General features: G+C 58.0%; 15 protein-coding genes. All 15 read right to left on the reverse strand.

Going from position 1 to position 16,939, the window contains the following annotated elements:
- Nucleotides 1–48 precede the first annotated feature (48 nt).
- The 15 genes from elaB to nuoE all read right to left on the reverse strand — a co-directional run bounded on the left by elaB (nt 49) and on the right by nuoE (nt 16,937).
- Nucleotides 49–360, reverse strand: coding sequence for a stress response protein ElaB (gene elaB / locus ABFX35_RS15425; RefSeq protein WP_095847989.1), 312 nt, complete (start codon nt 358–360; stop codon nt 49–51).
- Nucleotides 361–464: 104 nt separating this feature from the next.
- A complete protein-coding gene (gene idnO / locus ABFX35_RS15430; RefSeq protein ID WP_346082110.1) occupies nt 465–1,229 on the reverse strand; it encodes a gluconate 5-dehydrogenase in 765 nt (254 codons plus the stop codon).
- A 180-nt stretch (nt 1,230–1,409) separates the two neighbouring features.
- A complete protein-coding gene (locus tag ABFX35_RS15435; RefSeq protein ID WP_346082111.1) occupies nt 1,410–2,654 on the reverse strand; it encodes an MFS transporter in 1,245 nt (414 codons plus the stop codon).
- Nucleotides 2,655–3,020: 366 nt separating this feature from the next.
- Entirely contained in the window at nt 3,021–3,251 is a 231-nt protein-coding gene (locus ABFX35_RS15440; RefSeq protein WP_131928994.1) for a hypothetical protein, read from the reverse strand.
- A 506-nt stretch (nt 3,252–3,757) separates the two neighbouring features.
- Nucleotides 3,758–4,627, reverse strand: coding sequence for a DMT family transporter (locus ABFX35_RS15445; RefSeq protein ID WP_346082112.1), 870 nt, complete (start codon nt 4,625–4,627; stop codon nt 3,758–3,760).
- Between the two features lie 246 nt (nt 4,628–4,873).
- Nucleotides 4,874–6,331, reverse strand: coding sequence for an NADH-quinone oxidoreductase subunit NuoN (nuoN, locus tag ABFX35_RS15450; protein ID WP_279022686.1), 1,458 nt, complete (start codon nt 6,329–6,331; stop codon nt 4,874–4,876).
- A 6-nt stretch (nt 6,332–6,337) separates the two neighbouring features.
- Entirely contained in the window at nt 6,338–7,867 is a 1,530-nt protein-coding gene (nuoM, locus tag ABFX35_RS15455) for an NADH-quinone oxidoreductase subunit M (RefSeq protein WP_279022685.1), read from the reverse strand.
- Nucleotides 7,868–7,962: 95 nt separating this feature from the next.
- On the reverse strand, nt 7,963–9,810 hold the full coding sequence (nuoL, locus tag ABFX35_RS15460) for an NADH-quinone oxidoreductase subunit L (protein WP_346082113.1): 1,848 nt from the start codon (nt 9,808–9,810) through the stop codon (nt 7,963–7,965).
- On the reverse strand, nt 9,807–10,109 hold the full coding sequence (nuoK, locus tag ABFX35_RS15465; RefSeq protein ID WP_004936014.1) for an NADH-quinone oxidoreductase subunit NuoK: 303 nt from the start codon (nt 10,107–10,109) through the stop codon (nt 9,807–9,809). Before nuoK ends, nuoL begins: the two co-directional genes overlap by 4 nt.
- Nucleotides 10,106–10,666 (reverse strand): NADH-quinone oxidoreductase subunit J, encoded by a 561-nt coding sequence (nuoJ, locus tag ABFX35_RS15470; protein WP_095847982.1) that lies wholly within the window; start codon nt 10,664–10,666, stop codon nt 10,106–10,108. Before nuoJ ends, nuoK begins: the two co-directional genes overlap by 4 nt.
- A 14-nt stretch (nt 10,667–10,680) precedes the next feature.
- A complete protein-coding gene (nuoI, locus tag ABFX35_RS15475) occupies nt 10,681–11,223 on the reverse strand; it encodes an NADH-quinone oxidoreductase subunit NuoI (protein WP_095847981.1) in 543 nt (180 codons plus the stop codon).
- Between the two features lie 15 nt (nt 11,224–11,238).
- Nucleotides 11,239–12,216, reverse strand: coding sequence for an NADH-quinone oxidoreductase subunit NuoH (nuoH, locus tag ABFX35_RS15480; RefSeq protein WP_095847980.1), 978 nt, complete (start codon nt 12,214–12,216; stop codon nt 11,239–11,241).
- The gene (nuoG, locus tag ABFX35_RS15485; protein ID WP_346082114.1) at nt 12,213–14,948 is read right to left on the reverse strand and encodes an NADH-quinone oxidoreductase subunit NuoG; all 2,736 of its coding nucleotides are present in this window, start codon (nt 14,946–14,948) and stop codon (nt 12,213–12,215) included. The genes nuoH and nuoG overlap by 4 nt, the downstream gene beginning before the upstream one ends.
- A gap of 91 nt (nt 14,949–15,039) precedes the next feature.
- On the reverse strand, nt 15,040–16,389 hold the full coding sequence (gene nuoF / locus ABFX35_RS15490; RefSeq protein WP_346082115.1) for an NADH-quinone oxidoreductase subunit NuoF: 1,350 nt from the start codon (nt 16,387–16,389) through the stop codon (nt 15,040–15,042).
- Nucleotides 16,386–16,937: an NADH-quinone oxidoreductase subunit NuoE gene (gene nuoE, locus ABFX35_RS15495; RefSeq protein ID WP_230472527.1), complete on the reverse strand. Its 552-nt coding sequence runs from the start codon at nt 16,935–16,937 to the stop codon at nt 16,386–16,388. The genes nuoF and nuoE overlap by 4 nt, the downstream gene beginning before the upstream one ends.
- Nucleotides 16,938–16,939 lie beyond the last annotated feature (2 nt).

A 16,939-nucleotide genomic window follows, 5' to 3' on the forward strand; every position in this document is an offset into this window, starting at 1 on the left:
GAGACAAAGAAAGAAACAGGGCGCGGCACGCGCCCTGCCCGCTGCGTGCTAGCGTCGCGCCAGCAACAGGCCGAACACCAACCCCACGGTGGCGCCGATGCCGACGCTTTGCCAAGGTTTCTCGTGCACATAGAAATCCGCGCGCAAAGCGGCATCTTTGGCACGCGCGCAGTACGATTCCGAGACGCTTTCCAGCCGTGTTCTTACCTCTTGCAGCGCCTGCTCGGCATGGGATTTGATATCGACATAGGCCTGATCGGCGCGATCGCCGGAATACGCCAAAACCTCTTCCAGCGTGTCAGACAGCATTTTCAGATCGTCATCAAGGGTCGTTTGATCGTCGTCCGTATTTTTCGACATTTTCGTTTCCTCCGCCGTTAGAAAATTCACCCTGCCCCTAACTATAGGAACAAACCCCGTTTGCCGCCATGAGACTTTTGGCACCCCGGGTTGAACGCCAGACGCTATACGGCGACAGACATCCCGCCATCGACAAACAGCAGTTGGCCGTTAACAAAATCAGCCGCGCCGGAGGCCAGGAACACCGCCGCACCGATCAGTTCCGCCGGATCGCCCCAACGGGCCGCCGGCGTGCGTTTGGTCAGCCAGCCGGTAAATGCCGCATCGTCCGCCAGCGCCTGCGTCATTTCCGTTTTGAAATACCCCGGCGCGATGCCGTTTACCTGGATATTGTAACGCGCCAGTTCCACGCACATGCCGCGCGTCAGCATTTTCACCGCGCCTTTTGACGCTGCATACGGCGTGATGGTGTCGCGCCCAAGCTCGCTTTGCATCGAACCGATGTTGATAATTTTGCCGCGCCGGCGCTGCACCATATGGCGCGCGACCGCCTGCGACACCACAAATACCGCCTTCTGGTTAACCGCGATGATTTCGTCCCATTCGCTTTCCGGGAAATCGATAAACGGGTGGCGGCGTTGGATACCGGCGTTATTGATCAACACGTCAATCGGGCCAAGATCCGCCTCAACTTGTGCAATCGCCTGGTGGATAGCCTGCGAATCGGTAACGTCGAACGCCACCGCTTCGGCCTGCAGGCCCTCGCTGCGCAGGGCGTTCACCGCACGCTCGGCGCTTTCCGCCCTGGTGGCGTTCACCAGGATCTGCGCGCCGCGTTGCCCCAGCCCTTTAGCCAACAGGAAACCGATGCCGCGTGAAGAACCGGTGATAAGTATTCTTTTGTTTTCCAATGAAAATAACGGATCCATAATGCCCCCAGCCAATGCCGTGTAACGAAAATCGCCATGTGATAGCGTCTCTGTAGCATAGCTTACGCTCTGCCGCTGCCCTTATGGCGGTTGTTGCGCGCAAAAAAAACAGCGTGCAAGCACGCTGAAAATGATACACAACAACACCAGGGAAACCGCTCGCCATACTGCGCGGGGTTATCAGCGCGGAAAGTCTGCGCGCATCGCCCACAGGCCCAACCCCAAACACACTACGGCATTAACCAAAAATAGCAGATTGACCGCCACACTCAGGCTGACATGGTCAATAACCACCCCCAACAGGATAGGCACCCAGTTGGCAATGTAAGCAATCACGTAAAACAGCGATACCAGCCGCGCATGGCTTGCCGCGGGGGATATCAGGTTCACCAGCATGGCGCTGCCGACAAAAACCGCGCCGTAGGCATAACCGGCGATCGCCATCCCCACTGCCGCCATGCCCAGTGAGTGAAACGCCAGCGCAATGGCAAACACCACTACCGACAGCGCCTGCGCCAGGCAGCCGAGCATCAGCGAGTAACGGGCATTCGCCCGGCGGCTCAGCAGTTGGCTGATACCGGCAATCACCAGATACACGGCAATCACATAGCCAAACACCCCGCGGCTATGCATGCCTAACAACGTTTCCGCCACGCTGGGCCCGATCACCAGCATACTGGCCGCCAGCACCCAGCAGAAAAACAGCGCGCCGGCACACAGGAAAAACTTACCGCCGGTGGCCCGCAGGCCCTCGGCCAGCGCCCCGCGCACGGGCAGCGATGTATGCGTTGGCGCCGTACTCACCACCGCTGCGGCAGGCCCAGGTGGCCAGCGCAGCACCACGCCGATCAGCGCCACCGCAGCGATCATCATAATGATAGCAAACGGCAGTGCGGTGGTATAAAAACCGGTTTGCAACGCAATGCCGCTGAAAATCGGCCCCAGCGCCAGGCCGGCAGTAAACGATAAGGTGGCAATCAACGCCGCCGTTTTGCCCCCGTCCTGCGGGCCAAAGCGCATCAGCGCGATATTGGCGGCGCCGGTCAGCGCCCCGGTGCCAATGCCGGCCAGCAAACGCGCCATCAGCAGCATCACCAACGAATCCGCCATGGCGAACAGCAAAGCGCCACCCAACACGGCCAGTAGCGCCGGCACAATCATGATACGCAGGTCTTTTACCCTGCCCGCCAGGTTACCCACGCCAAACAGTGAAATGAGCACGCCGGCGGCATAGGCGCCATAAATAACCGTCAGGCTAACCGACGAAAGCCCCAGTTCCCGTTGGTAAAGCGGATACAACGGCGACGGCGCGCTACTGTTAAGCAATGCGGCCATTAACGCCAAGGCCAAAAACAGCAATACCGCAAAATGCGACGTACGCGGCCCTATTTTTAGGGCCTTTTCAACAGCAATACCTGCCGGCATCGATTCTCTCCCGAAACAATAAGGCACTAACCTTAAATAAATGTGTCACCCTGAAAGGCATTTCTAATAAGGGAACACAGTTATCTTACTGCCCGGGTATAAGGCAAAACATCACCAGAAATGCATCATGGTGATTCATTAATGCATCCCAACCGGAAAGGCCAGCCGATCAGGCAACCACGCGCGCATTTAATAACCAATTCAGTGCAATCAACAACGTATGAACTTATTTTGGCGACTAAGCCGGCAAAAGGCCAGCCCAACAGATGAATCAATCGGGAATAATAATATAAGAGAACGGACTAAGAGATGCCGTACAATTTGTGGCTACTTTCCACAGCGCACAGAAAACAACGCGGGCAAGCATTACAGCGGCAATTGCCTTTTTTCCATCTCGGCACGATAGAGCGCATAAAATTCGCCCTGCATCCTAACGAAAGATTTATAGAAAATACCGAAGATCAGAATGGGTATCAGGCGCTGATCTTTTTTCTTTTTATAAGAATGGTAAAATTTTGTAACTTTCTTATCGCTCATTTTCCCTGAACTCAGACGGCGCTGGAGTAGTTTTTTTGATAGCGCCGTTATTCCACGCACATAAAGCCCCAAAATTAAATATACCCTTCATACTTCAAGTTGCAGGTGTGTTGGCTTTCCTCGCTCACCCCAGTCACTTACTGGAGTAAGCTCCTGGGGATTCACTGCGTTGCCGCCTTCCTGCAACTCGAATTATTTTGGGTATAAACACTCACAACAATAACCACTAAAATAGCGATCTGCGCAATAGCATTTAACATTCCCGCATCCTTTAAAAATGAAAACGGAATGTATTGTAAGCGCCTGCAATATACCGAACAAGGGAAAAGGTCAGGTTTTGATTATGGAGTATACACTGCCAGAGAAGTAACGTAGCGGCTTTAACGTCATTTGTCACATACGCTATTTTTTAATACACTAACGAATTGAAAAATATGAAAATAATCGCATAAATAGATATAACGGCATGCAGTTAAGATTAATCTCAAAAACATGCCGTACATTTCATTCTTTATTCAAAATATTAAATACTCCCTTTGACCGGCATTACTTTCACACGCCCTGTATCACTGCTTTATGGTGATAGTTTTGGCCTTTCTGGCCGGAGCCCGCCTTAAAATAGCCAATGCCCCCGACAATATAATCAGCGCCATACCCGCCGCCGCGATATAAGACAGACTTTCGTCAAAGATCAGATACCCCAATAGCGTAGAGAAAATAATCGTACTGTACGAGAGGATGCTGACGATCACGGGGTTACCGCTGCCGTAGGCACGCGTCATACTGATTTGCGCCAGGCTACCAAACAAACCAATGGCGCACACACAGAGGAAGGTGCCGGCATCAAGGGGGGAAAAGCCAACCGTGGTCGCCATCACCACGCCAACCAGCGTGCCGACCAACGAGAAATAAAATACCACGCGCAGTTCAGGCTCGCCGCTGCGCACCAGTTTCCCGACGTTAAAATAGGCCAGCGCAGTCAACAGGCCGGATGACAGACCGACAAGGGTAGCGGCATATTCGCCGTGCGGCATATCCGGCCGCAGCAGCACAATGATACCGAGAAAGCCAAGCAATACCGAAAAGAGCAGTTTTCCCGTCAACTGCCCCTTCGCGGTGATAAAGGTGATCACCGACTGGAAAATGGGGTTGGTATAGCCCAACGTCGTGGCGGTGGCGATCGGCAGATGAATCAACGCATAAAACCCGCAATACATCGCCACATTACCGATTGCCGCGCGTTGCATATGCAGCCCCAGTTTGCGGGTACGAAAGCCGATATTCTTTATCTTGATCAGCGCCGCAACGATCAACACATTGATAAATGAACGGTAGAAAATGATTTCGAAAAAACCGACTTTAGCCGAGGCCAATTTAATGCTGGCGCCCATTAGCGCGAAAAACGCGCTGGCGACCACCATCCATAACGCAACCATGATTTCCCTTAAACACCACCCAAGCAGGCATTTTTTATTTATGATAACGGGGCACAAACGCCTCCCAGCGCCACGCCCGGCGTGAAACATCAGCCAGGCAAACAACACCTGCATCTTCGCGCCATTCAGCGCAGAACACAATATCCCTTGGCAACCCAACCGCCGTTTTCCCCGTCACTTTCGGCATAAAAAATGCCAGCCGGTAAAACCAGGCTGGCACGTTACGCTTGAGCCGGCGAGCGGCGATCAGAACATCGGCTGTGCCAACTGAACCAGGCTAATCAGCGGCTGCGGGTAGAGCCCCAAAAACAGCACCAGCGCAGCGGAGATCAGCACCACGACGCCACCGGCGGTCAACGCCCAGTTGTTTGGCGTATCGCGCACCGGGGTTTCCGGTGCGCTGAGGTACAGGCTCACCGTGACACGCAGATAATAATACAGGCCGATCGCACTGCCCACCACCACGGCACCGGTCAACCACCACTGGTGTGCGCTTACGCCGGTGGCGATAACAAAGAACTTACCGATAAAGCCCAGCGTCATCGGGATCCCTGCCAACGACAGCATCATCACCGTCATCACCGCCGACAGCACCGGCTTGTGCCAGAACAGCCCGCGATAAGCGAACAGAGAATCGGCGTCCGGGCCACGGTACGGGCTGGACATCAGGCTGACCACGCCAAAGGCCCCCAGGCTGCTGAACAGGTAACCGGCCAGGTATACGCCGACGGTTTCCAGCGACAGCTGGTGGGTTTGTACCGCCACCAGCGCCACCAGCAGATAGCCCAGATGCGCAATGGAGGAGTAACCCAGCAAACGCTTGATGTTGGTCTGGCTGATTGCCATCAGGTTGCCGAACAGGATCGAACAGAAGGCAATGATCGCCAGCACCATCCGCAACGCATTGCTGTCCGCCGCCGGGGCGTACAGGAACAGGCGCATCACCACCGCAAAAATGGCGATCTTGCTGGCGGTCGCCAGGAAGGTGGAAACTGGCGCCGGCGCCCCCTGATACACATCGGGCGTCCACAGTTGGAACGGCACCAATGACAGCTTAAAGCCCAGGCCGACGATCATCATGCCCATCCCCGCCAGAATCAACGGCTGGTGCAGCATGTTCTCGCTTAGGCTTTTACCGAGCATCGCCAGCGACAAATCGCCGGATTCCGCATACAGCAGCGCCATACCGAACAACAGGAAGCTGGACGCCGCCGCAGACAGCAGCATGTATTTGATGGCTGCTTCCAGCGAACGTTTCTGGCGGTAGGCATAGCCCACCAGCCCGAACAGCGGCAGCGAAATCAGCTCAATACCAATGAACAGCGAAGCCAGGTGATTGGCGCTCGCCAGCAGGATACCGCCCATCGCGGCAATCAGCACCAGCAGGTAGAACTCTTCACGGTTGTCCGGATACCCCACCAGCCACGGGTAGGCGAAGGTACAGGTTGCCAGGCTGGCCATCAGCACCAGGCCGGTGTAGAGCATGGAATAACCGTCAACCCGCAGCAGCGGGGTCACGTCCATCGGGCCTGCCTGGCCGACAAAGTAGAGTGAAAGCAGCGCCAGGTTGAGGCCAACCACTGCCAGCGTGGCGTTGATAAAGTGGTCGCGTCGCCACGCAATGCTTAGCATCACAACCACCACCGTCAATCCGACGATCAACAGCGGTAATAGTGCGATCAGTTGTTGAGGAGTTATTGTCATGGCGAATTACGGCCTTGTTGTTGAAATTGCAGAAACTGACGAACCAAACCAATGTTGCACGTTGCTCATCGCCGTGGCCGAGGTATCCAGAATCGGCTGCGGGAAGAACCCGAGCAGCACCAACAATACCGCCAGCAGCAGAATGATGAACAATTCCCGCGCGGTCATGCCAGGCAACGGCTGTTCGGATTTCGGCGCGCCATAGTAGGCACGCTGCATCATGATCAGCGAGTAAACCGAAGCGAACACCAAGCCGAAGGTAGAAATCACGGTAATGACCGGCACAACCTGGAAGCTGCCGAACAGGATCATGAACTCGCCGACGAAGTTACCGGTGCCCGGCATCCCCAGCGTTGCCACGGCGAAGAACAGCGATAGCGCCGGCAGATACTTGATGCGGCCCCACAGCCCGCCCATTTGGCGCATGTCGCGGGTGTGCAGGCGCTCGTAAAGCTGGCCGCAGATAATGAACATCCCGGCCGCCGACAGCCCGTGGGCAATCATCTGGATCACCGCGCCCTGATAGGCCAGTTGGCTGCCGGTGTAGATGGCGATCAGCACAAACCCCATGTGAGAAACCGAGGTGTAGGCAATCAGGCGTTTGATGTCGGTTTGGGCGAAGGCCATCCAGGCGCCGTAGAAAATCCCCACCACGCCCAGCCACATGGCGATCGGCGCAAACTCATGGGATGCGTTAGGGAACAGCGGCAGGCTGAAGCGCAACAGCCCGTAGGCCGCAGTTTTCAGCAAAATCCCCGCCAGGTCGACCGAGCCGGCGGTTGGCGCCTGGCTATGGGCGTCCGGCAGCCAACCGTGCAGCGGCACAACCGGCATTTTCACCGCAAAGGCGATGAAGAAGCCCAGCATCAGCAGGTATTCCACGTGATGCGACATCGGCGTGCTCAGCAGATCCTCATAGTTGAAGGTCCACACGCCGGTGTTGTTATAGTGCACAAACACCAGGCCCAAAATGGCAATCAGCATCACCAAGCCGCTGGCCTGGGTATAGATGAAGAATTTGGTCGCGGCGCTAATGCGTGTTTTACCGTCCGATGCCTTATGGCCCCACAGGGCTATCAGGAAGTACATCGGCACCAGCATCATTTCCCAGAAGAAGAAGAACAGGAACATGTCGATGGCAAGAAACACGCCGATGACGCCGCCCAGGATCCACAGCAAGTTGAGGTGGAAGAACCCCTGATATTTCTGGATCTCATTCCAAGAGCACAGGATCGCCAGCACGCCCAGCAACCCGGTCAAGACCACCATCAGCAGCGACAGGCCGTCCAGCGCCAGATGAATGGAAATACCAAAGCGCGGGATCCACGGCAGAACAAATGTTTCCTGCCACTGCGGAATACCCTGCGGCGTGGTCAACGTATAGCCACCCTGCAGCCACAGCAGCAGCGAGAGCACCAGTGTCAGCCCCATGGCAATCAAGGCGATCCAGCGTGGCGTCTTCGTGCCAAAGCGCTCGCACTGCCAGCACAGCAGGCCGCCAATAAAGGGGAGAAGAATTAGCCAAGGTAATAGCATGGCGTTTTGTGTCCCTTATCTGAATAATCTAAAGTCTGTATCAGGCCCCTGCTCACCAAGGGCCAAACCCAAAATGCGTTTGTTTAAATTATTCGTTAAACCCAAATCAACAGCGCCAAGACGACCACTGCACCCACACCCATCGATGCGATATACCACCGCACCTGACCATTCTCCGATACCGTCAGGCCTCGATTCCCGAAGCGGGAGAACACGGCCGGCAGATTCATCAGGCGGTCCAACGGATCGCGCTGCAGCAAACGGGCGATCCCCAGATATGGCCTGACGAACAGTTTGTCGTACAGCCAGTCAAAGCCCCAGGCATGGAACCACCAGACGGAGAAGAAACGGCCCGGCGCGCTAGCCGCCACGCTGTTGACCAGGCTACGTTTGCCGAGCCACAAGGCGGCCGCCAGCAGGATGCCGACAACGGCGACGATGCCGGAGGTGATTTCCAACGTCAGCATGGAACCGTGCGCCAGCTCGGCCGTTTCCGGCAGCACCCCTTGCAATGGCGGCACAATCAGCGCCCCGACAAAGGTGGACAACACCAGCAGAACCAGCAGCGGCAGGTGGTGGGTAATCCCCCGCCCCGCGTGCGCTTTGATTTTTTCTTCGCCATGGAACACGATGAAAATCATCCGGAAGGTGTACAGCGACGTCATAAACGCGCCGATCAGCCCCGCCAGCATCAGGTTGATATGGCCGTTGGCCATCGCCCCCGCAAGAATTTCATCCTTGCTGAAGAAGCCGGCGGTAATCAGCGGCAGCGCCGACAGCGCCGCGCCCCCCACCAGGAAGCACACGTAGACCAGCGGAATGCTCTTGCGCAGGCCGCCCATTTTGAAAATGTTCTGCTCGTGGTGGCAGGCCAGGATCACCGAACCGGAAGACAGGAACAGCAGCGCTTTGAAGAACGCGTGCGTCATCAGGTGGAAAATCGCCGCGTCCCACGCCTGCACGCCCAGCGCCAGGAACATATAGCCGATCTGGCTCATGGTGGAGTAGGCAAGCACGCGTTTGATGTCGGTTTGCACCAGCGCGGCAAAGCCGGCCAGCAGCAAGGTCACCGCCCCAACGATCCCCACCAGGTGCAGCACTTCCGGCGCCATCAGGAACAGGCCGTGGGTACGGGCGATCAGGTAAACGCCCGCGGTCACCATGGTGGCGGCGTGGATCAACGCGGACACCGGCGTTGGGCCGGCCATCGCGTCCGCCAGCCAGGTTTGCAGCGGCAACTGGGCAGATTTACCCACCGCCCCGCCCAGCAGCATCAGCGCCGCCCAGGTGATGGCCGGATCGCCCACCGCCAGTTTTTGCGGCGCCAGCACCATCAGCTCACGGAAGTTCAGCGTGCCCAGCTCGTGGTAGAGAATGAACAGTGCGAAGGCCAGGAACACGTCACCGACGCGGGTGACGATAAACGCCTTCATGGCCGCCGCGCCGTTGTGCGGATCTTTGTAATAGAAGCCAATCAACAGATAGCTGCACAAGCCCACGCCTTCCCAGCCCAGGTACATCAGCAACAGGTTATCCGCCAGTACCAACACCACCATGCTGGCGATAAACAGGTTGGTGTAGGCAAAGAAACGCGAATAGCCTTCTTCACCGCGCATGTACCAGGAAGCAAACATGTGGATGAAGAAGCCGACGCCGGTCACAACCCCCAGCATCGTCAGCGACAGGCCATCCAGCGCCAGGTTAAAGCCGATATTGAAGTTGCCGACGGCCATCCAGTTCCACAGGCTTTGCTCGAACACCTGCGCGCCGGTGGCCTGTTGACCGAGAAAACCGACGGCCACAAACACCGTTACCAGCGCCGCCAGGCCGACGGACCCCACGCCGATGGTCGCCGATGTGTTTTCGGACCAGCGGCCGCGGGAAAATGCCAACAGCAGAAACCCGATCAGCGGTAGCAGAATAGTTAAATATAATAGGTTCATCCGCGCATCTCACTGACTGTATCAATATTCAGGGTGTGACGGCGACGGTAAAGCTGCAGCAGCAGCGCCAGGCCAATGCTGGCTTCGGCCGCCGCCAGGCTGATCGCCAGGATATACATCACCTGCCCGTCCGCCTGGCCCCAGTAGCTTCCCGCCACGATAAACGCCAACGCCGCGGCGTTAATCATCACTTCAAGGCTGATCAGCATAAACAGCAGGTTGCGGCGCACCAGCAGCCCGGTCAGCCCAAGCACAAACAGAATCGCCGCCAGGATCAAACCATGTTGGAGAGGGATCATGCTTGTTCCTCCGATTTTCTTCTCGCCATTTCGCCACCGGCGGTGGCATTGCTCAATACCTCGCCCGGTTTGTGTTCACGGCCAATGTGGAAGGCAACAACCAACCCCGCCAACAGCAGCATTGAGGCCAGCTCCACCGCCAGCACGTAAGGGCCGAACAGGCTGATCCCCACCGCTTTGGCATCCACCATATCGCCGCTGATGCCCTGATCGGACACGCTGCGAATGGCCACAATCAATACCGCCAACAGCAACAGCGACAGCACGCCGGGGCCGATCCAGACCACCGGCCGCAGCCATTCGCGTTCCTGCTGCTGCACCGCACTGCCCAGGTTCAGCATCATCACCACGAACACGAACAGCACCATAATGGCGCCCGCGTAGACGATGATTTCCAGCGCGCCGGCAAAATAGGCGCCCAGCGAGAAAAAGACTGCCGCAATCGCCAGTAATGAAACGATCAGGTACAGCAGCGCATGCACAGGGTTGGTGTGCGTAATCACGCGAAGTGTCGCGAGAACCGCAATCAAACCTGCCAGATAAAAGGCAATTTCCATGCTCAGCTTGCTCCTTAGGGCAATAGACCTTTGACGTCAATCGGCTTGGCTTCGTTTTCGGCTTCACCTTTGGCTTTGCCGTCAATCGCCATACCGGCCATCCGGTAGAAGTTATATTCCGGATATTTACCCGGACCCGAGATCAACAAATCCGTCTTTTCATACACCAGATCCTGGCGTTTGAATTCCCCCATCTCAAAATCCGGCGTGAGCTGGATGGCCGTCGTCGGGCAGGCTTCCTCGCACAGCCCGCAGAAAATGCAGCGTGAGAAGTTGATGCGGAAAAATTCCGGATACCAGCGGCCGTCTTTCATCTCGGCCTTTTGCAGCGAGATGCAGCCTACCGGGCACGCTACCGCACACAGGTTACAGGCAACGCATCGCTCCTCGCCGTCCGGATCGCGCGTGAGCACGATACGGCCGCGGTAACGCGGCGGCAGATAAACCGGTTCTTCCGGATACATGCGGGTTTCACGTTTGGCAAAGGCATGCAGGCCAATCATCCAAATGCTGCGCACCTGGGTGGCGAAACCAACCACTAACTCTTTCAATGTCATGGTTCATTCACCCCTTTAATTCGCGTTATACAAAATGACCGCGGCAGTCGCCAGCAGGTTCAGCAGCGTCAGCGGCAGGCAGATCTTCCAGCCGAAGGCCATCACCTGGTCATAGCGCGGGCGCGGCAGCGCGGCGCGGATCAGAATGAACATCATCATGAAGAACGCCGTTTTCAGCGCAAACCAGATAAACGGCGGCAGGAACGGGCCATGCCAGCCGCCAAAGAACAGCGTCACAATCAGGGCCGAAACGGTCACGATACCGATGTATTCCCCCACAAAGAACAGGCCGAACTTCATGCCGGAATATTCAATATGGTAACCGTCCGCCAGTTCCTGTTCCGCTTCCGGTTGGTCAAACGGGTGGCGGTGGCACACCGCAACGCCGGCGATGGCAAAGGTCAGGAAGCCGAAGAACTGCGGGATCACATTCCACAGATGCGCCTGCGATTCCACGATCGCCTGCATATTGAAGGAGCCGGCCTGCGCCACCACGCCCATCAGCGACAGCCCGATGAACACTTCATAGCTCAGGGTTTGCGCCGAAGCACGCATTGCCCCCAACAGCGAGTATTTGTTGTTGCTTGACCAGCCGGCAAACAGCACGGCATACACCGCCAGGCCCGCCATCATCAGGAAGAACAAAATACCGATGTTAAGATCGGACACCGCCCAGGTCGGGCTGACCGGCACAATGGCAAACGACAGCAACAAAGAGGTGAAGGCGATCATCGGCGCCAGGGTGAAGATCACCCGGTCAGAGAACGCCGGCACCCAATCCTCTTTGAAGAACATTTTGATCATGTCGGCGACCAGCTGCAGGGAACCGCCCCAGCCGACACGGTTCGGCCCGTAACGGTTCTGGAACAGCCCGAGCAGACGGCGTTCGCCAAAGCTCATGAATGCCCCGCAGGTCACCACGACCAACAGAATGACTACCGCTTTCAGGATGGCGATCAGAATGGCGATCACCTCAGGGGTTAACCAGCTCATCGTGCCGCCTCCCGCAGATTCTCAACCTTCGATCCCACCAGCACCGGCGGGATCCCCGGCAGCCCCAACGGCAGGCCAAGCTGGCCCGGCGCCAGGCCTTCGCTCAGGCGCACCGGCAGGCGCAACTGCTGGCCGGCGCAGTTAAATTCCACCATCGCGCCGGCGTTAACGCCCAGCTGTGCCGCGTCCGCCGGATTAACCGCCACGTAGGCCTGCGGCATACGCTGCTGAATCACCGGGGAACGCTGCGACATCTCATCGCTGCCGAACAGGTGGTAATACGGCGCCACGCGCCAACCCTCGGCGTCGAACGCGGCCGGCACCTGGGTGAAGTAATCCAGGCTGCCCTCCCCCGCTTCAATCAGCCGCACGCCCGGATCGCCATGGCGCAGCTTGCCGCCCACTTCGGCCTGGAATTTGTTCCAGGCTTGCGGTGAGTTCCAGCCTGGCGCCCAGGCGAATGGGATCTGCTGGCGGTCGGCCAGCGGGCTGTTGTTCCCTTCCATCGAGAAAGCAAACATTGTGTCTTTATCCTGCGGCTGGCGCGGCTCATGCACGCTGATATTCGCGCGCATCGCCGTGCGGCCGCTGTAACGGTGCGGTGAACGCGCCAGCTTCTGGCCGCGAATGCGGAACGTGGCGTCCGGCGCGGCATCCACAATACCTTTCAACTGCGGCAGCGCCTCGGCGCAGGCATCGATCACATGATCGAGCTGCGTCCAGTCGACCTGGCGGCTGGTATAGGTGGAGTGCAGCGAGTGCAGCCAGCGCCAGCTTTCCAGCATGATGCTGCGCACGTTTTTCCCGGCATCGTCGTAGTAGGCGGGATCGTACACCTGGAAGAAGCGTTGAGCGCGGCCCTCCTGGTTAATCAGGGTGCCGTCGCTTTCGGCAAAGCTGGCCGCAGACAGGATTAAATCGGCCTTTTCCATAATGGCGGTGCGTTGATGATCGGCGACGATCAGGTTATTAACCTGCGCCAGCGCGGCATCTACCTTCTCCGCTGGCGCATGGCGGTACAGATCGTTTTCCATCACGATCGCCGTATCGGCGCTGCCCTCGGCCAACAGCGCCAGCGCGTCGTCAAGCGCCCCGCCGCCCATCATGGCCAAGCCCATACTGTTAGCGGCGCTGGCGACGAAGGTGATACCGACGTCAACCCCGCGCCCTTTCAGCGCCTTGGCGATATTAGCGGCGGCTTCGATAATCGCTTCGCTGCCGGCGTTGCTGCCGGTCACGATCAGCGGTTTCTGCGCACCGGCCAGCGCCTGCACGATAACGTCGATTTTCTTGTCCAGCCCGGCGGCCAGATCGCTGACGGCCGGCGCCGCCGCATCCAGCGCATGGGCGATGGCGAAGCCCAGCCGGGCCTGCTCATCCACCGGCGCCCGGTAGTTCCAGGCCGCAATGTCGTCCAGGCGGGTGCTATCCACGTTGGTGACGAACAACGGGTGTTTGGCGTGCTGGCCGATGTTCTGCACCGCCGCAATCTGCCAGTCGGCGACGCGCTGCGCCGCCGCCATCGCCCGGGCTTTGCCTTTCACTGCCTGGCGTACCGCCAGCGCGATGCGCGCGCCGGTTTGGGTCAGATCTTCGCCCAGGATCAGCACGGCGTCGTAGCTTTCGATTTCGCGCAGCGCCGGGGTATAAACGCCGCTGTTTTGCAGCACGTTCAGCATCAGCGCCAGCCGGCGCTGTTCGGCGCTGGCGATACCGGTGTAGAAGTTTTCCGCCCCGACCAGTTCACGCAGCGCGAAGTTGCTTTCCAGACTGGCGCGCGGCGAGCCGATACCGATGGTCTTCTTCGCCTGGCGCAGAATGTCTGCTGCCCCCTGCATCGCCTGCTCGGCGTTCAGCGTGATCCAATCTTCGCCGCGGCGCTGCTGCGGCTGGCGCGGACGGTCTTTCAGGTTGACGTAGCCGTAACCGAAACGCCCGCGATCGCACAGGAAGTAGTGGTTAACGCTGCCGTTGTAGCGGTTTTCGATGCGGCGCAGCTCGCCATAGCGCTCGCCCGGGCTGGTATTGCAGCCGATGCTGCACTGCTGGCAGATACTGGGCGCAAACTGCATGTCCCATTTGCGGTTGTAGCGTTCGGAATGGGTTTTATCGGTGAACACGCCGGTCGGGCACACTTCCACCAGGTTGCCGGAAAACTCGCTTTCCAGCACACCGCTTTCCGGGCGGCCGAAGTAGACGTTGTCGTGGGCGCCGTAAACGCCAAAATCCGTGCCGTCGGCATAATCTTTGTAATAGCGCACGCAGCGATAGCAGGCGATGCAGCGGTTCATTTCGTGGGAAATGAACGGCCCCAGTTCCTGGTTCTGGTGGGTGCGTTTGGTAAAGCGATAACGGCGGAAACTGTGCCCGGTCATCACCGTCATATCCTGCAGGTGGCAGTTGCCGCCTTCTTCACACACCGGGCAATCGTGCGGGTGGTTGGTCATCAGCCACTCAACCACGCTTTCACGGAACTGTTTCGCTTCGGCATCGTCGATGGAAATAAAGGTGCCATCGGCTGCCGGCGTCATACAGGACATCACCAAACGGCCGCGCGTATCTTCCGCGTTTTGATATTGCTTCACCGCACATTGGCGGCAAGCGCCGACGCTGCCGAGCGCCGGGTGCCAGCAAAAGTAAGGAATATCAAGGCCAAGAGAGAGACAAGCCTGCAACAGGTTGTCTGCTCCGTCGACGTCGTATTCTTTGCCGTCTACATGAATCGTAGCCATAGTCAGCATGCTTCCAAGTGGCCTGCCTTACGACAGGCGTTAATCAAAAATTCGGCCGTGCAAGGCGCTTAGCGCGCCCGGAAGCGGCTGTTTACCAGCGTTGCTTCAGCAAGTTGTTCGGCTGAATACCGCCGATCGCATGTGCATTGCTAAAGTGCTGCACGGCGATGCCCGCTTCGAACTCGTCACGGAAATATTTAATTGCGCTTTGCAGTGGCTCTACGGCACCTGGCGCGTGGGCGCAGAAGGTTTTGCCCGGGCCCAGGAAGCGGCAAAGCTGCTCCAGGGTTTCGATATCCCCGGGTTGCCCTTCGCCTTTTTCCAGCGCCCGCAGGATCTTGACGCTCCACGGTAGGCCATCGCGGCACGGTGTACACCAACCGCAGGATTCACGGGCGAAAAACTCTTCCAGGTTACGCACCAGCGACACCATGCCGATTTCGTGATCCACCGCCATGGCCAACGCCGTCCCCAGACGGCTGCCGGCTTTGCCGATATGCTCGAAATCCATTGGCAGATCGAGGTGATCCGCCGTCAGGAAGTCGGTGCCGGCGCCGCCCGGCTGCCAGGCTTTGAACTTCAGGCCGTCACGCATGCCGCCGGCGTAATCTTCCAGTATTTCGCGCGCCGTGGTGCCAAACGGCAGTTCCCAGACGCCGGGGTTTTTCACCCGGCCGGAGAACCCCATCAGTTTGGTACCGGCATCGTTGCTTTTGCCGGCGGAAATCCCCTGGTACCACTCCACGCCGTTGGCCAGGATGGCCGGCACGTTGCACAGGGTTTCCACGTTGTTGACGCAGGTCGGTTTGCCCCACACGCCGGCAGAGGCCGGGAACGGCGGTTTGGAGCGCGGGTTGGCGCGGCGCCCTTCCAGCGAGTTGATCAGCGCGGTTTCTTCGCCGCAGATGTAACGGCCGGCGCCGGTGTGCACAAACAGCTCCAGATCAAAACCGCTGCCCAGGATGTTTTTGCCCAGGAAGCCCGCTTCGGTGGCTTCGGCGATGGCGCGGCGCAGGTGTTTGGCCGCCTGCACGTATTCACCGCGCAGGAAGATGTAGCCGCGGTAGGCCTTCAGCGCGAAGGCGGAGATCAACATGCCTTCCACCAACAGGTGCGGCAGTTGCTCCATCAGCAGACGGTCTTTATAGGTGCCCGGTTCCATTTCATCAGCGTTACACAGCAGGTAACGGATGTTCATGGATTCGTCTTTCGGCATCAGGCTCCATTTCAAGCCGGTAGAGAACCCTGCGCCACCACGGCCTTTCAGGCCGGCGTCTTTCACCTGATTGACGATCTCTTCCGGCGCCAGCCCCTTGAGCGCTTTTTCCGCCCCGACATAACCGTTTTTGCTGCGATATTCATCCAGCCACACCGGCTGGTGATCGTCGCGCAGCCGCCAGGTCAGCGGGTGCATTTCGGCAGTACGTTTGATATCCATCATTTATACCGCTCCAATAGTTCGACCACGTTTTCCGGCGTCAGATGAGCATGGGTGTCCTCATCGATCATCATATTCGGGCCTTTGTCGCAGTTCCCCAGGCAGCAGGTCGGCAGCAGCGTAAACCGGCCGTCAAAGGTGGTTTGCCCTGGCTTGATGTTGAGCTTTTTCTCAAGCGCAGCCTGAATGCCCTGATAGCCGTTGATGTGGCAAACCACGCTGTCGCAGTAGCGGATGACGTGGCGCCCCACCGGCTGGCGGAAAATCTGGCTATAGAACGTGGCCACGCCTTCGACATCGCTGGCCGGGATACCCAGCACATCGGCGATGGCGTATATCGCGCCGTCCGGCACCCAACCGTGCTTTTTCTGCACGATCTTCAAGGCTTCAATCGACGCGGCGCGCGGATCTTCGTAATGGTGCTTTTCCTGCTCTATCGCATCACGTTCTTCAGCGCTCAGCGCAAAGGCCTCGGCGCCGTGCGGCAAAGGCGCGGCATCAATCGGCTCTGGCGCATCGTGACTCACGTGAGTGTCTTTTTGAGAGTGCATAG

Source organism: Gibbsiella dentisursi (assembly GCF_039539505.1).
Classification (GTDB): Bacteria; Pseudomonadota; Gammaproteobacteria; order Enterobacterales; family Enterobacteriaceae; genus Gibbsiella; species Gibbsiella quercinecans.

Excerpts from the sequence above, each read along its gene's own strand:
- elaB (WP_095847989.1), bottom strand. The coding sequence starts at position 360 with ATGTCGAAAAATACGGACGACGATCAAACGACCCTTGATGACGATCTG.
- idnO (WP_346082110.1), bottom strand. The coding sequence starts at position 1,229 with ATGGATCCGTTATTTTCATTGGAAAACAAAAGAATACTTATCACCGGT.
- ABFX35_RS15435 (WP_346082111.1), bottom strand. The coding sequence starts at position 2,654 with ATGCCGGCAGGTATTGCTGTTGAAAAGGCCCTAAAAATAGGGCCGCGT.
- ABFX35_RS15445 (WP_346082112.1), bottom strand. The coding sequence starts at position 4,627 with ATGGTTGCGTTATGGATGGTGGTCGCCAGCGCGTTTTTCGCGCTAATG.
- nuoN (WP_279022686.1), bottom strand. The coding sequence starts at position 6,331 with ATGACAATAACTCCTCAACAACTGATCGCACTATTACCGCTGTTGATC.
- nuoM (WP_279022685.1), bottom strand. The coding sequence starts at position 7,867 with ATGCTATTACCTTGGCTAATTCTTCTCCCCTTTATTGGCGGCCTGCTG.
- nuoL (WP_346082113.1), bottom strand. The coding sequence starts at position 9,810 with ATGAACCTATTATATTTAACTATTCTGCTACCGCTGATCGGGTTTCTG.
- nuoK (WP_004936014.1), bottom strand. The coding sequence starts at position 10,109 with ATGATCCCTCTCCAACATGGTTTGATCCTGGCGGCGATTCTGTTTGTG.
- nuoJ (WP_095847982.1), bottom strand. The coding sequence starts at position 10,666 with ATGGAAATTGCCTTTTATCTGGCAGGTTTGATTGCGGTTCTCGCGACA.
- nuoI (WP_095847981.1), bottom strand. The coding sequence starts at position 11,223 with ATGACATTGAAAGAGTTAGTGGTTGGTTTCGCCACCCAGGTGCGCAGC.
- nuoH (WP_095847980.1), bottom strand. The coding sequence starts at position 12,216 with ATGAGCTGGTTAACCCCTGAGGTGATCGCCATTCTGATCGCCATCCTG.
- nuoG (WP_346082114.1), bottom strand. The coding sequence starts at position 14,948 with ATGGCTACGATTCATGTAGACGGCAAAGAATACGACGTCGACGGAGCA.
- nuoF (WP_346082115.1), bottom strand. The coding sequence starts at position 16,389 with ATGATGGATATCAAACGTACTGCCGAAATGCACCCGCTGACCTGGCGG.
- nuoE (WP_230472527.1), bottom strand. The coding sequence starts at position 16,937 with ATGCACTCTCAAAAAGACACTCACGTGAGTCACGATGCGCCAGAGCCG.